This window comes from Microbacterium sp. 18062 (assembly GCF_902706225.1).
In the GTDB taxonomy this organism is placed as follows: domain Bacteria; phylum Actinomycetota; class Actinomycetes; order Actinomycetales; family Microbacteriaceae; genus Microbacterium.
The window spans coordinates 35377-50390 of sequence record NZ_CACSKB010000004.1 but is presented as its reverse complement, the minus strand read 5'-3'; the positions used below and the strand labels follow the sequence as shown (position 1 = coordinate 50390).

Sequence of the window (15014 nt, the reverse complement as noted above, 5' to 3'; positions counted from 1 at the left end):
GAGAGGAGCGAACTTTCACTCCTAGCCTCGGAGCATTCGTGTTGATGGAATCATCAGGAGACTCATGTTCGTTTCTCAGGGACGGCGCCGCCCCACCCTCATCTCCGTAGGCATCGGGATGGCCTTGGCCGCAGGAGCGCTCGTTCCGCTCCCCGCGATGGCGGCCGAAGGCGCCGACGTCATCATCAACGAGGCCTATCTCAAGGGCGGCAGTGCGGGCGCACCCTACGCGAACAAGTTCATCGAGCTGTACAACGCCGGCGACACCGCACAGAGCCTCGACGGATGGTCGCTGCAGTACCGCAACGCGCCCGGGACCGCCGCCGCGACGAGCGTGGTCGCACTGTCGGGGACGATCGAGGCGGGTGACCACTTCCTCGTCGCAGGGGCGACGAACAACGCCTCGAACGGGGAGGCGCTTCCGACGCCGGACCTCGCCACGTCGTTCAACCCGGGTGGTCAGCACGGCACCGTCTGGCTCGCCGAGACCTCCACCGCGCTCACGCTGCCGGTCGGCTCGATCGTGGACGCGGACGGCGTCGTCGATCTGCTCGGCTACGGCACGTCGAACACCTTCGAGACCACGGTGGGCCCCGACGGCCAGGGCAACGGCGTTCCGAACTCGCTCGTGCGCACGGGCTTCGTCGACACCGATGACAACGGCGCAGACTTCACGGTGTCCGCCACCGTCACCCCCCAGGCGTCCGCGGGCGCCGGCGGCGAGCCCTCGCCGGAGCCCACCGAGACGGCCTCTCCCGAGCCCACGGAGACGGCATCGCCTGAGCCGACCGAGACGGCCGACCCGACGATCACCCCGATCGCCGAGATCCAGGGCACGGGCGACGCCAGCCCGCTGCTCGGCCAGACGGTCACCGCCCGCGGTGTGGTGACCGCCGCGTACCCCGCGGGCGGCTACAACGGCTTCTACATCCAGACCCCCGGCACCGGGGGAGTGCTCGATCTCGCGGCCCACACCGCCTCCGAGGCGGTCTTCGTCTGGGGCGGCACCGGCGCGGCCGGTGCCGCCGTCGCGGCGCAGGTGCAGATCGGCGACCATGTCGAGATCACCGGCGTCGCCGGCGAGTTCAACACACTCACCCAGGTCGACGTCCGGACGGGCACGGTCACGATCCTCTCCGACGACGACGACGACGACGCCGCCGCCGCGGTGGCGCCGGCAGCTGTCACGTGGCCGGAGACCGACGAGGCGCGCGAGACGCTCGAGGGGATGCTGCTCGCGCCGCAGGGCGACTACACGGTCAGCGACACGTACGACACCAACTACTACGCATCCATCGGCCTCGCATCGGGCACGAGTCCGCTGGTGACGGCCACCGAGATCGCACGCCCCGGCACCGCCGAGTACGCCGCCGCCGTCGCGGACAACGCAGCCAGAGCGGTCACCCTCGACGACGGCGCGTCGGTCAACTTCAACTCGACGGCCAACAAGGGCATCCCGCTGCCGTATCTGTCGACGACGGACCCGGTGCGCGTCGGCGCCGCGGTGACCTTCACCGCCCCGGTGGTCCTCGACTACCGCAACGGCTTGTGGACGTTCCAGCCGACCCAGCAGCTCACCGTCGACAATGCCGCGGACGTGCAGCCGGCGACGTTCGAGAACACGCGCACGGACTCCCCGGCGGATGTCGGCGGCGACATCCAGCTCGCCAGCTTCAACGTGCTCAACTACTTCACGACCACCGGTGCCGACGCGGTCGAGGCGGGTGCCTCATGCACCTACTACGGCGACCGCGCGGGCAACCCGATCACGGTGAACACCTGCACCTCACCGTCCGTGCGCGGTGCCGCGAACGAGGAGAACCTCGCCCGCCAGCAGGCGAAGATCGTCGCAGCCATCAACGCGCTGGATGCCGAGGTCGTCTCCCTCGAGGAGATCGAGAACTCGTCGATCGCAGGCAAGAACCGGGATGAGGCGGTCGCCGAGCTGGTCGACGCGCTCAACGCCGCGCTCGGCTCCGACCAGTGGGCGTATGTGCCGTCTCCGTCGGCCGTGCCGGCGGGCGAGGACGTCATCCGCACCGCGTTCATCTACAAGAGGGGCGCCGTCGAGCCGGTCGGCGACAGCGTGATCGACGACGACACGGCGTTCGGCAACGCACGCTACCCGCTCGCCCAGGCGTTCGCGCCGGTCGACGGCGACGAGACGTTCCTCGCGATCGTCAACCACTTCAAGTCGAAGGGCTCGGGCAGCGGCGTGGATGCCGACCAGGGCGACGGCCAGGGAGCGTCGAACGCCTCCCGTGTCGCACAGGCGACCGCTCTCGTCGCCTTCGCCGACGAGCTCAAGACCGATCTCGACACCGACCTCGTCTTCCTGCTCGGCGACTTCAACGCCTACACGCAGGAAGACCCGATGCAGGTCTTCTACGACGCCGGATACGTCGACCAGGGCGCCAAGACCGGCAAGTACACCTATTCGTACGATGGAGCGAGCGGTTCGCTCGACCACATCCTCGCCTCCTCGTCCGCCGACGAGCTGGTGACCGGGGTAGACATCTGGAACATCAACGCGGCCGAGTCGATCGCGCTGGAGTACAGCCGCTACAACTACAACGCGACGAACTTCTACGACGAGTCGCCGTACCGTTCGAGCGACCACGATCCGATCGTGGTCGGGATCGGCCTCGATCCGACGGTCGAGCTGAACCTGCTGGACATCAACGACTTCCACGGTCGGATCGATGCGAACACGGTGAAGTTCGCGGGCACGGTGGAGCAGTTGCGTGCGGAGTATGGCGAGGAGAACACGCTGTTCGTCTCGAACGGCGACAACATCGGGGCCTCCCTGTTCGCCTCATCGAGTCAGGGCGACATCCCGACGCTCGACGTGCTCAACGCCCTGGGACTCGATGCCAGCGCGGTGGGCAACCACGAGTTCGATCAGGGCTTCGACGACCTCGTGGGCCGGGTGGCCGAGGCGACCGACTTCACGTATCTGGGCGCGAACGTGTATGCGAAGGGCACGACCGACCCGGTGCTGCCCGAGTACGCGACGTTCGAGGTCGAGGGACTCACTGTGGCCGTCGTCGGCGCGGTCACGGAGGAGACTCCGACCCTGGTCTCGCCCGGAGGGATCGCGGATCTGGACTTCGGGGACCCGGTGGACGCGGTGAACCGTGTCGCGGCCGTGCTGACCGATGGCGACGAGTCGAACGGTGAGGCGGATGTGATCATCGCCCAGTACCACGAGGGTGCTTCCGCGGGCACGTCGGATGGTGCGACGTTGGAGGAGGAGATCGCGTACGGCGGTGCCTTCGCGAAGCTGGTGACCGAGACCTCGGCGGCGGTGAACGTGATCTTCACCGGTCACACGCACAAGGAATACGTCTGGAACGGCCCGGTGCCCGGATCGGATGCGACGCGTCCGGTGCTCCAGACGGGCAGCTACGGCGAGAACCTCGGCCAGGTCGTGCTCACGCTCGATGCCGAGACCGGTGACGTCGAGTCCTACACCGCCGAGAACGTCAAGCGCACCACGACGGCGGATGCGGATCTCGTCGCAGCGTATCCGCGGGTGGCCGAGGTGAAGACGATCGTCGACGCCGCGCTGGCCGAGGCGGCCGTGACCGGTGGCGTGCCGGTCGGGTCGGTGACCGCCGACATCACGACGGCGCATGCGGGCGGGGCGTACGTCGACGGCGTGTGGACCGGCGGCACGCGCGACGATCGCGCGTCGCAGTCGGCGCTGGGCAATCTGGTGGCCGACTCGATCGTCGAGAGCCTCGCCGATCAGACACGCGGTGGCGCCGAGATCGCGGTGGTGAACCCCGGCGGTCTGCGCGCGGAGCTGCTGTACGGCGAGGACGGGGTGATCACGTACGCGGAGGCCAACGCGGTGCTGCCGTTCGTGAACAACCTGGGGACCACGACCCTGACGGGAACACAGTTCAAGGCGGTGCTCGAGGAGCAGTGGCAGATCGATGCGGACGGCAACGTGCCATCGCGTCCCTACCTGCAGCTGGGGCTGTCGGAGAACGTGTCGTACACCTACGACGCATCGGCCGCGCAGGGCGAGCACATCACCGGGATCCGGGTCGACGGGGAGCCGATCGATCCGGCCGGCGAGTATCGCGTGGGCTCGTTCAGCTTCCTGCTCGAGGGCGGTGACAACTTCCGCACCCTCGCCGAGGGGACGGACACGCGCGACTCGGGTCTGATCGACCGCGACGCGTGGATCGCGTACCTGCAGGAGAATCCCGGGCTGTCGCCGAGCTTCGCGAGCCGCAGCGCCCAGGTCACGGGCGTGCCGGAGTCCATCGATGCGGGCCAGACGCTGTCGATCGAGGTGTCGGGGCTGAACCTGACCTCGCTCGGCAGCCCCGCGAACTCCACGCTGGAGGCGGCCATCGGAGGCACGGTGTTCGCTCCGTTCGCCGTCGTCGACGGCGCAGCCACGGTAGAGCTGACCGTCCCGGCGGAGGCCGTGGGTGACAGCGTGCTGGTGCTGACGGCGACCGACAGCGGGACCGAGGTGCGTGTTCCGCTCACCGTCACCGCGCCGGAGCCGGTGGAGCTGAACCTGCTGAACATCAACGACTTCCACGGTCGGATAGATGCGAACACGGTGAAGTTCGCCGGGACGATCGAGCAGTTGCGGGCGGAGTACGGCGAGGAGAACACGCTGTTCCTGTCGGCGGGCGACAACATCGGTGCGTCGGTGTTCGCCTCGTCGAGCCAGGGCGACATTCCCACGCTGGATGTGCTGAACGCGCTGGATCTGGCCGCGTCGACGGTGGGCAACCACGAGTTCGATCAGGGCTTCGACGATCTGATCGACCGGGTGACCCCGGCGAGCGACTTCCCCTATCTCGGTGCGAACGTCTACGACGCGGAGACGGGGGAGCCGGTGCTCGACGAGTACGCGACGTTCACGGTCGACGGGCTGACGGTCGCGGTGATCGGCACGGTGACCGAGGACACGCCGACGGTGGTGTCGCCGTTGGGCGTCGAGGGCCTGGAGTTCGGCGACCCTGTGGATGCGGTGAACCGGGTGGCGGCGCAGCTGTCGGACGGAGATCCGTCCAACGGCGAGGCGGACGTGATCATCGCGGAGTACCACGAGGGCGCGCCGGCGTCGGCATCGCTGGAGGCCGCGGTCGCATCGAGCGATGTGTTCGCGAAGATCGTGACCGAGACCGATGCGAGCGTCGATGCGATCTTCACGGGGCACACGCACGCGACGTACGAGTGGGATGCGCCGATTCCGGGAGGCGAGGGGACGCGGCCCGTGCTGCAGACCGGCAGCTACGGGGCGAACGTCGGCCGGATCGCGCTGGAGCTCGATGCGATCACGGGCAAGGTGCTCGGCTACGAGGCGGAGAACGTCGCACGCACGACGGCGGCGGACGATGAGCTGGTCGCGGAGTACCCGCGGGTGGCCGAGGTGAAGTCGATCGTGGACACGGCCATCGCCGAGGCGGCCGTGATCGGCGACCAGCCGGTCGGGTCGGTGACGGCGGACATCACGACCGCGTTCTCCGGCGGCTCGTACGTGGACGGCGTCTACACCGGCGGCACGCGCGACAACCGGGCGGCGCAGTCGGCGTTGGGCAACCTGGTGGCCGAGGCGCTGCGCGAGAGCCTGTCCGACGAGGCGCGCGGTGGTGCGGAGATCGGTGTGGTCAACTCGGGCGGTCTGCGCGCGGAGCTGTTCCATGCGCCGGACGGCGTGATCACGTACGCGGAGGCTAACGGTGTGCTGCCGTTCCTGAACAACCTGTGGACGACGACCCTGACCGGGGCGCAGTTCACGGAGGCGTTGGAGCAGCAGTGGCGTGCGGATGGCCAGAGCTACCTGCAGCTGGGGTTGTCGTCGAACGTGTCGTACACCTTCGATGCATCGGCGCCGCTGGGCGAGCGGATCACGGGCATCTGGATCGACGGCGAGCCGATCGATCCGGAGGGCTCGTACCGGATCGGGTCGTTCAACTTCCTGTTGACCGGTGGCGACGCGTTCACCGCGCTCGCGGGAGGCACCGACACCCGTGACTCGGGTCTGGTCGACCGTGACGCGTGGATCGCGTACATCACGGCGAACTCGCCGCTGTCGCCGGACTTCTCGACTCGCGGTGTCGAGGCGACCGGTGTCCCGGAGACGATCGGCGAAGGCGAGACGCTCACGATCGGAGTGTCGGGTCTGAACCTGACCTCGCTGGGCGCGCCGGAGATCACGACGCTGGAGGCGAGCATCGGGGACACGGTGTTCCCGCCGTTCACGGTGACGGACGGCGCCGTGACGGTCGAGCTGACCGTTCCTGAGGATGCTGCGGCAGACAGCGTGCTCGTGCTGACCGCTCCCGAGAGCGGTTCCGAGATCCGTGTCCCGCTCACGGTGACGGACGGCGCCGTCGAGCCGGGGGAGCCGGGGGAGCCGGGGGAGCCGGGTCTGCCCGGCACCGGGTGGACGCCGCCGACGACCGCTCCGTCCCCCGCGGCGGAAGGAGAGCTGACCGCGGCGCTCGAGAACGTCATCCGCGTGCTCTCCGGCGACCTCGTGCCCGGCAGCCAGCTCGTGGTGCACGTCGGCACGGCGTACGCCGGGCAGTGGGTCAGCGCGTGGCTGCACTCCGACCCGGTGTTCCTCGGATGGCACATCGTCGACGCGGTGGGCAACATCACCGTGACCCTGCCGGACGGCGTGACGGGCACGCACCGTATCGTCGTCCTCGACGCAGACGGCAACGTCATCGGATGGCAGGAGGTGACGATCGCCGCCCGCAGCGGGGCGCTCGCCACGACGGGCGGACAGTACGACGGTGTCGCCGGAGCTGCGCTCCTCGGCGCACTGCTGGTGGGGTTCGGCATCACGGCCCGGATGGTCGCCATCCGCCGCCGCGCCTGACCCGAAAGTCCTCACGCTTCGTCTCGCTGCGCTCGCTCAGCGACCGGGCTTTCGTGCCCCCACGGAGTGCCCCGCAGGGGCCCTGAGAAGCTGAACCGGAACGGGCGAACGGGGCCCGGCTGATCGCCGAGGCCCCGTTCCGCGTCAGCCGACCGGGGCGATGCCGCCGTCGACGACGACGGCCGCCGCCGCCGGATCGGCCGGGGCGGTCGAGTTGCGGACGACGAGGCGCGGTTTCAGCCGCACGGCGACGGGCTCCGCATCCGGGTCGTCGATGTGACGCAGGAGCAGATCGACCGCGGTGACTCCCTGCTCGCGCGGGTTCTGCTGCAGCGTCGTCAGCGCGAACATCTCGGCGTGCTCGTGGTCGTCGATCCCGACGACGCTGAGGGCCGAGGGCACCTGGATGCCCAGGCGACGCGCGGCGATGATCGCGCCGATCGCCACCTCGTCGCACGCGGCGACGATCCCCGTCGGACGCGTGCCGGAGTCGCTCAGCAGGTCGACGGCCGCGGCGTATCCGGCCGGCATCGACAGGACGGAGGGCGCGTGCGCGATGAACGCGCCGAGACCCGCCTCGGTCATGGTCTCCTCGTAGCCGGAGACACGCGCCGACTCGACGTGAGGCCAGCGGGTGCTGGACCCTGCGCCGAGGAAGGCGATGCGCCGGTGGCCGAGTGCGATCAGGTGCTCGGTCGCACGGTGGGCGGTGTGGCGGTCGTCGAGGGTCACGACGCTCGTGCGGTCCTGATCGCCGATGACGCTCACCACCGGTCTGCCGAGCGACAGCATGCTCTCGAGCTCGTCCTGCTGAGGCTCGAGGCCCACCGCGATCAGTCCGTCGAAGCGTTTGCGTGCCAGGAAGTCCTCGAAGATGCGTCGTCGGCTGTCGCTGCCCGGTTTGGCGTCGTAGAGCATGAGGTCGAGCCCGCGCGCGAGCAGCGCCTGCTGGATGCCCTCGAGCACCTCGGCGAAGAACCAGCGGTTGATGTACGGCATGACGACGCCGATGCTCTGCGTGCGCCCCGTCGACAGGCTCTGCGCGTTCGTCGAGGGCACGTAGCCGAGGGATGCGGCCGCGGACACCACCCGCTCGCGGGTCGACGCGGAGACGTACCCCGCGCCGCTGAGCGCCCGGCTCGCCGTCGACTTCGACACGCCTGCCAGGCGCGCCACATCCGCGATCCCGCTCATGTCGCGACCCTTCCTCTTCGATGGGCGGAGGGAACCTCCACATCGTAGTCGACGGAGCGAGGAAATATGGAACCGGTTCCACGCGGCTCCTTCGCCGAGGGAGCGCTCCCATGTCCGCGACAAAAGCGGGGGAGCGCTCCCATGGAGCTTTACCGAGTTGTGATCCCTCGCTGTTGTGCTGATCCAGGGATGTGGCATACGGTGGCCTGGAATCGGTTCCTGAGTGGACCTGATGCGTAGTGCATGAAGCACCTGCGCACTCAAAGAGGAGGAATCACATGATCAGATCGCAGCGGCGCCGCCTGGTCGCCCCGATCGCTCTGGTGGGAGTCGCCGGGCTCGCGCTCGCCGGCTGCGCCGGCGGCGGCGGCGGGACGTCCACGGGCGACAACACGGTCACGGTGTACGGCACGATCGCCGACACCGAGGCGGAACTGCTCGAGCAGTCCTGGGCCGATTGGGCCGAGGAGAACGACATCACGGTCAAGTACGAGTCGAGCAAGGAGTTCGAGTCGCAGATCGGCATCCGCGCGCAGGGCGGGAACCCGCCCGATGTCGCGATCTTCCCGCAGCCGGGGCTCTTGGCCGACCTCGCGAAGCGCGGCTACCTGAAGGCGGCGCCCGCCGATGTGCAGGCGAACGTGGAGGAGTACTGGTCGGAGGACTGGGCCAAGTACGGCACGGTGGACGACACCCTCTACGGCGCGCCTCTCATGGCCAGCGTCAAGGGCTTCGTCTGGTATCAGCCGGCGAAGTTCGCCGAGTGGGGCGTGGAGGTGCCGGAGACCTGGGACGAGCTGCTCACGCTCACCCGCACCATCCAGGAGAAGACCGGTGCCGCTCCGTGGTGCGCGGGCTTCGGCTCCGGAGACGCGACCGGCTGGCCGGGAACGGACTGGGTCGAGGACCTCGTGCTTCGCGAGGCCGGCTCCGATGTCTACGACGAGTGGGTCTCCGGCGAGGTCGAGTTCACCGATCCCCAGATCGCGGCGGCCTTCGACTCGGTCGGCGAGATCCTGCTCGACCCGACCCTGGTCAACGCAGGCTTCGGTGACGTCCAGTCGATCAACTCGACGGCCTTCGGCGACGTGGCCGCCCCGATCGCGGACGGCACGTGCGCGCTGACCCACCAGGCGTCCTTCTTCGACGGCTTCATCACCGATGCGGGCGGCACCGTGGCCGAGGACGGCGACGTGTGGGCCTTCGTCACCCCGGGCGTCGAGGCGGGCAGCACCGAGGTCACCGGCGGCGGCGAGATCGTCGGCGCGTTCAGCGACAAGCCGGCCGTGCAGAAGTTCCTCACCTACCTGTCCAGTCCCGAGTGGGCGAACACCCGTGTCGAGCTCGGCGGCGTCATCTCCGCCAACAAGGGTCTCGACCCGGACAACGCCTCCAGCGGCATCCTGACGCAGGCCATCGAGATCCTGCAGGACCCGAACACCACGTTCCGCTTCGACGCCTCGGACCTCATGCCGAGCGTCGTGGGTGCGGGCTCCTTCTGGAAGGGGATGGTCTCCTGGATCGGCGGCACCCCGACCGACGAGGTGCTGACCCAGATCCAGTCCGCCTGGCCCTCGAGCTAGCGGCGATGACGATCGAGGGGTCGCTCCACCGGGGCGACCCCTCGACTCCCGCTCGTGATCTTCGCTAGATTCCATGCATCGGGTCCGATGCCGCGCTCGAAAGGAGCCTCGTGACCGCTTTCTTCAACTGGATCGGGCAGCTGCATCCGCTGCTCCAGGCTGTCGTGGTGGTCGTGGCGTTCCTCGCCGTCGTCGCCGCGATCCTCTTCCTCGTCGACATCGCCCCTCGCAAGGGAACGGTGTACACCTGGATCCGATTCGCCATGTGCGTGTTGATCCCGGCGGGCGTCTTCATCGCGTTCAACTCCGTCTGGTGGGCGGCCGCCGTCGCCGCCGTCTTCGGAGCGGGTCTGTTCCTCCTCGACTTCCGCGCCCGGTCGGGCACCGGGTATCTCGTGCAGTTGCTGGCGTTCCTCGCGCCCGCCATGCTCCTTCTTCTGGTCGGCCTCATCCTGCCGTCGATCCAGACGTTCATCGGCGCCTTCCAGAACGCAGCGGGCAACGCGTTCGTCGGGTTCGACAACTTCGCCTGGATCTTCACGCAACCCGACGGCGTGCGCACGGTCGTCAACACCATCGTCTGGGTGCTGCTCGCGCCGACCTTCTCGACGGCCATCGGCCTCGCCTACGCGGTCTTCATCGACAAGACCCGCGGCGAGAAGGTCTACAAGGTGCTCGTCTTCATGCCGATGGCCATCTCGTTCGTGGGCGCGTCGATCATCTGGCGATTCGTCTACGAGTACCGCTCCGCGGAGTACGAGCAGATCGGTCTGCTCAACCAGATCATCGTCTGGCTCGGCGGCACTCCGCAGCAGTGGCTGCTCGGCGAGCCGTGGAACACGCTGTTCCTCATCGTCGTGCTGATCTGGGTGCAGACCGGTTTCGCGATGGTCGTGCTGTCGGCGGCCATCAAGGGGGTCCCGATCGAGCAGTTGGAGGCCGCCGAGCTCGACGGCACCAATGCCTGGCAGAGGTTCTGGAGCGTGACCGTCCCCTCGATCCGGCCCTCCATCATCGTCGTCCTCACGACGATCTCCATCGCGTCGCTGAAGGTCTTCGACATCGTCCGCACCATGACCGCGGGCTCGTACGGCACCTCGGTCATCGCGAACGAGATGTACACGCAGTTCACCAAGTTCGAGGCCGGCCGGAGCGCCGCCTTCGCCGTCGTCCTGTTCATCCTCGTCCTGCCGATCGTGGTCTACAACGCCCGGCAGATCGCGAAGCAGAGGGAGATCCGATGAGCACGCGGTATGCGTCTTGCGCGCGTCGGCGCGCAGATCGTCCGAGGGGGGCGGTCCTATGAGCACGCGGTACGCGTCCTGTGCGCGTGAGCGCGCAGATCGTCCGAGGGGGGCGGTCCTATGAGCACGCGGTACGCGTCCTGTGCGCGTGAGCGCGCAGATCGCCCGAAGGGGGCGATCCTATGAGCGACGTCATGCCGATCGACCTTCCCGTCGACAAGGCGACGCAGAGGCAGTTGAAGCGCGGGGAACGCCGGATGGAGGGCTCCGCCGGCCGGGCGCGGAAGAAGCTCACGAAGCCGTGGGCGTCGGTCTTCGCGATCATCATCGCGGCACTGTGGACGATCCCCACATTCGGCCTGTTCGTCTCGTCGCTCCGCCCCGAGCAGCAGATCAAGACCACCGGATGGTGGACCTTCTTCGCCGACCCGCAGGTGACGCTGGAGAACTACACGCAGGTCCTGCAGGCCGGCAACTCCCAGGTCACGATGGCGAGCGCGTTCGTCAACTCGATCGCGATCACCATCCCGGGCACCGTCATCCCGCTCGCCATCGCCTGTCTCGCGGCGTACGCGTTCGCGTGGATCGACTTCAAGGGCCGCAACGTCCTGTTCATCTTCGTGTTCGCGCTGCAGATCGTGCCCATCCAGATGGCGCTCATCCCGCTGCTGCGCTCGTTCTCGCAGGGCATCAACCTGTGGGGGCTGCAGATCACCGAGCCGCTGGGCGTCGCGGGCGGATACGCGCAGGTGTGGATCGCCCACTCGATGTTCGCGCTGCCGCTGGCCATCTATCTCCTGTACAACTTCATGGCGGAGATCCCGGCCGACATCATCGAGGCGGCGAGGGTCGACGGCGCCTCGCGCGGGCAGATCTTCTTCCGCATCGTGCTGCCGCTGACGATGCCTGCGATCGCCTCGTTCGGCATCTTCCAGTTCCTGTGGGTCTGGAACGATCTTCTGGTGGCGCTGATCTTCGCCGACGGTGCGGTGGCACCGATCACGAAGCTCCTCGCCGAGATCACCGGAAGCCGGGGCAATGACTGGCAGCTCCTCACCGCAGGCGCGTTCGTCGCGATCATCGTTCCGTTGATCGTGTTCTTCGCCCTGCAGCGGTACTTCGTCCGCGGACTGCTGGCGGGCTCGACCAAGGGCTGATCGCGTACGCACTCCCGCGGGGGTCACCGGAACGGTGCGCCCCGCGAAGGTGCGTCGGACCGCCATCCGGCTAAGGTGAGCGCATGGACGCGGGGGATGTCATCGTCGAGGGTGCGCGGGAACCGGTTCCGACCCCCGAGGAGGTGGGCCTGCGCGCCGCGGAGGTGGCGGACCGCGTCCGCGACGGTCGGGTCAACGCCTACGAGGCGGACTCCAGCCGCAGCGTCTGGAACATCGTCCGCGCGAACGTCTTCACGCTTTTCAACGGCATCGTCGGCGCGTGCTTCCTGGTGCTCCTGCTCGTCGGCCGCTGGCAGGACGCCCTCTTCGGGCTCGCAGCCTTCGCGAACGCCATCATCGGCACCGTGCAGGAGTTCCGCGCGAAGGCGGCGCTCGATCGTCTCGCGCTGCTGAACGCGCCTCGGGCGCGCGTGCGCCGCGACGGAGAGGAGAGCGAGATCGTCCCGACGGAGGTCGTGCAGGACGACATCCTCGTGCTCCGCGCGGGCGACCAGGTGGCCGCCGACGCGGTCGTCGTGTCCTCCCGCGGTCTGCAGATCGACGAGTCGATGCTGACCGGGGAGTCGGATGCGGTCGACAAGCGGCCGGACGACGAGGCCCTGTCGGGGTCGGTCGTCGTGGGTGGCGAGGGCGCCGCCCAGGTGAACCGGGTCGGTGCGGACTCCTACGCGAACCGCTTCCAGGTCGAGGCGAAGCGATTCTCGCTCGTCTCCAGCGAGCTGCGCTCCAGCGTCAACCGCGTCCTGAAGTGGGTGAGCTGGGGGATCGGCCCGATCGGCCTGCTCGTGCTCAATGCGCAGGTGATGGTCGCCGGCGGGTGGGCCACGATCTTCGACGAGGGGCGCTGGGTCCAGGCGGTCGTGAACACGATCGCCTCGCTGACCGCGATGATCCCGCTCGGCCTCGTGCTGATGACCTCGATCGCCTTCGCGGTCGGGGCGGCGAAGCTCGCTGGCAAGAACGTGCTCGTCAACGAGCTGCCGGCGGTCGAGGGGCTCGCTCGCGTCGACATGATCTGCCTCGACAAGACCGGAACGCTCACGGCGGGGGAGATCACCTTCGACGGCGTCCACCCGCTGCCGGACGCCGCCGACGGATGGGAGGACGCGCTCGCCTGGTACGGCGCAGCACCTGACGCGAACGCGACGGCGCGCTGTCTGCAAGAGCCGTACCCCGTCGCGGCGTCGCGCACCCCCGCCGCGACGATCCCGTTCTCTTCGGCGCGCAAGTGGAGCGCGGTGGCCTTCGAGCACGGTCCGACGTGGGTGCTGGGCGCACCTGAGATGGTGTTCGGCGACCCGGCGACGGATGCGGCGTCTCCGCTCGGATCGGTGGTCACCCGACTCGCCTCGAGCGGTCTGCGCACCCTCGTGCTGGGGTACGCGCCCACCGCGCTGACCGAGGCGGACGTGGAGGCCGAGCGCCTGCCCGCGGATCTTCGCCCCGCCGTGGTCGTGACGTTCGGCGAACGGGTGCGGCCGGATGCGGCGCAGACGCTCGCCTACTTCCGGGAGCAGGGGGTCGGTGTCCGCATCATCTCCGGCGACAACCCCCGGACGGTCGCCGCGATCGCCCGCGAGGTGGGACTCGACGTCCCCGAAGGGTACGACGCGCGCACGCTCCCGACCGACGACGACGCCCTCGCCGAGGTACTGGAGACCCACACCGTGTTCGGCCGCGTCACCCCGGAGCAGAAGAAGGACATGGTCGTCGCGCTGCAGAGCCGCGGCCACACGGTGGCGATGACCGGCGACGGCGTCAACGACGCCCTGGCGATCAAGACCGCCGACATGGGCATCGCGATGAACTCCGGGGCCGCCGCCACCAAGGCGGTGGCCCGGATCGTGCTCCTGGACGGCAGGTTCTCCCACCTTCCCGACGTCGTCGCCGAGGGGCGCCAGGTCATCGCGAACATCGAGCGGGTCTCGATGCTGTTCCTCACGAAGACCGTGTATGCGACGGGTCTCGCGCTGTTGTTCGGCATCCTCGTGCTCGAGTTCCCGTTCCTGCCCCGCCAGCTGTCGATCACGGACGGCCTGACGATCGGCATCCCGGCGTTCTTCCTCGCGCTCATGCCGAACGCCCGCCGCTACATCCCGGGCTTCCTCAGGCGGTCGCTGTCGTTCGCCGTCCCGGCCGGCGTCGTGGTCGCCCTGACGCTGACGGGCTACAAGCTGGTGGCCAGCTCGCTCGGCGTGGACGAGGACCAGCTGCGGACGGGGTCGACGATCATCCTCGCGATCGTCGGCATCTGGGTGCTGTCGATCCTGTCCCGTCCGCTGAACCGGTTCAAGGTCCTGGTCGTGGGGGCGATGTTCATCGCGCTGACGGTGATCTTCACGGTGCCGCTGTCGATCGAGTTCTTCCAGCTGGTCGATCCGGGCCGCGAGGCCGCGTACGCCGTGACCCTCTTCACGATGGGGGCCATCGGGGCGATCGAGATCGTCCGGGTCTTCCACGTCCGGTTCGTGCGCCGCTCGGTGCGCGGCGGCAGCGGTGCTCAGGGCAGGTAGGGATCGGGCGCCGGGGCACGGGAGGCGAAGTACCGTGAGCCCGGCGGGGCCCACACGACCACGACCAGCGCCACTTGCAGGACGATCTGGACGATCGAGGCCGCATCCCACGCGTCGCTCGTCGCGATCGTGATGCCGTGCAGCACGAGCTGGATCGCCAGGTAGACGGTCAGCAGCAGCCGCGAGAGCCGGCTGCCGCGGGCGATCCCGCTGGCGATCGCGAGGGTCAGCAGCCCGAACAGGATGATCCCGATCCCGACCAGCGAGACCGGCAGCACGTCGTCCGCCGCGACGTCGTAGCGGCTCAGCAGGAGGAGGACGCCGAGCGCCGTGTTCAACGCGCCGTTCAGTGCGACGAGGATGACCGCGAGGAGGACCACGATCGGGCGGCGCGGGGCGGATGCGTGCACGCGACCACCTTAGCGGTGGGACGCGTCGGC

7 protein-coding genes are annotated in these 15014 nt (G+C 68.8%); 5 read left to right on the top strand and 2 right to left on the bottom strand.

Going from position 1 to position 15014, the window contains the following annotated elements:
• Nucleotides 1-64: 64 nt before the first annotated feature.
• Nucleotides 65-6862 (top strand): ExeM/NucH family extracellular endonuclease, encoded by a 6798-nt coding sequence (locus GVL03_RS22225; RefSeq protein ID WP_235037989.1) that lies wholly within the window; start codon nt 65-67, stop codon nt 6860-6862.
• A 144-nt stretch (nt 6863-7006) separates the two neighbouring features.
• Here GVL03_RS22225 and GVL03_RS02620 read toward each other — a convergent pair whose 3' ends face one another.
• A complete protein-coding gene (locus GVL03_RS02620) occupies nt 7007-8056 on the bottom strand; it encodes a LacI family DNA-binding transcriptional regulator (protein WP_159499225.1) in 1050 nt (349 codons plus the stop codon).
• A 278-nt stretch (nt 8057-8334) separates the two neighbouring features.
• Between GVL03_RS02620 and GVL03_RS02615 the strand changes: the two genes are divergently transcribed.
• The 4 genes from GVL03_RS02615 to GVL03_RS02600 all read left to right on the top strand — a co-directional run bounded on the left by GVL03_RS02615 (nt 8335) and on the right by GVL03_RS02600 (nt 14574).
• Nucleotides 8335-9639 carry an ABC transporter substrate-binding protein gene (locus GVL03_RS02615; protein WP_159499221.1) on the top strand — a complete coding sequence of 435 codons (1305 nt, stop codon included), beginning with the start codon at nt 8335-8337 and terminating at the stop codon, nt 9637-9639.
• Nucleotides 9640-9749: 110 nt separating this feature from the next.
• Entirely contained in the window at nt 9750-10883 is a 1134-nt protein-coding gene (locus GVL03_RS02610) for a carbohydrate ABC transporter permease (protein ID WP_159499219.1), read from the top strand.
• 182 nt (nt 10884-11065) lie between these two features.
• Nucleotides 11066-12040 carry a carbohydrate ABC transporter permease gene (locus tag GVL03_RS02605; protein WP_159499217.1) on the top strand — a complete coding sequence of 325 codons (975 nt, stop codon included), beginning with the start codon at nt 11066-11068 and terminating at the stop codon, nt 12038-12040.
• An 83-nt stretch (nt 12041-12123) separates the two neighbouring features.
• Nucleotides 12124-14574: an HAD-IC family P-type ATPase gene (locus GVL03_RS02600; protein WP_159499215.1), complete on the top strand. Its 2451-nt coding sequence runs from the start codon at nt 12124-12126 to the stop codon at nt 14572-14574.
• On the opposite strand, the gene GVL03_RS02595 is transcribed toward GVL03_RS02600, so the two are convergent.
• Nucleotides 14562-14984 (bottom strand): hypothetical protein, encoded by a 423-nt coding sequence (locus GVL03_RS02595; protein WP_159499213.1) that lies wholly within the window; start codon nt 14982-14984, stop codon nt 14562-14564. The two genes, GVL03_RS02600 and GVL03_RS02595, sit on opposite strands and share 13 nt — an antisense overlap.
• Nucleotides 14985-15014 lie beyond the last annotated feature (30 nt).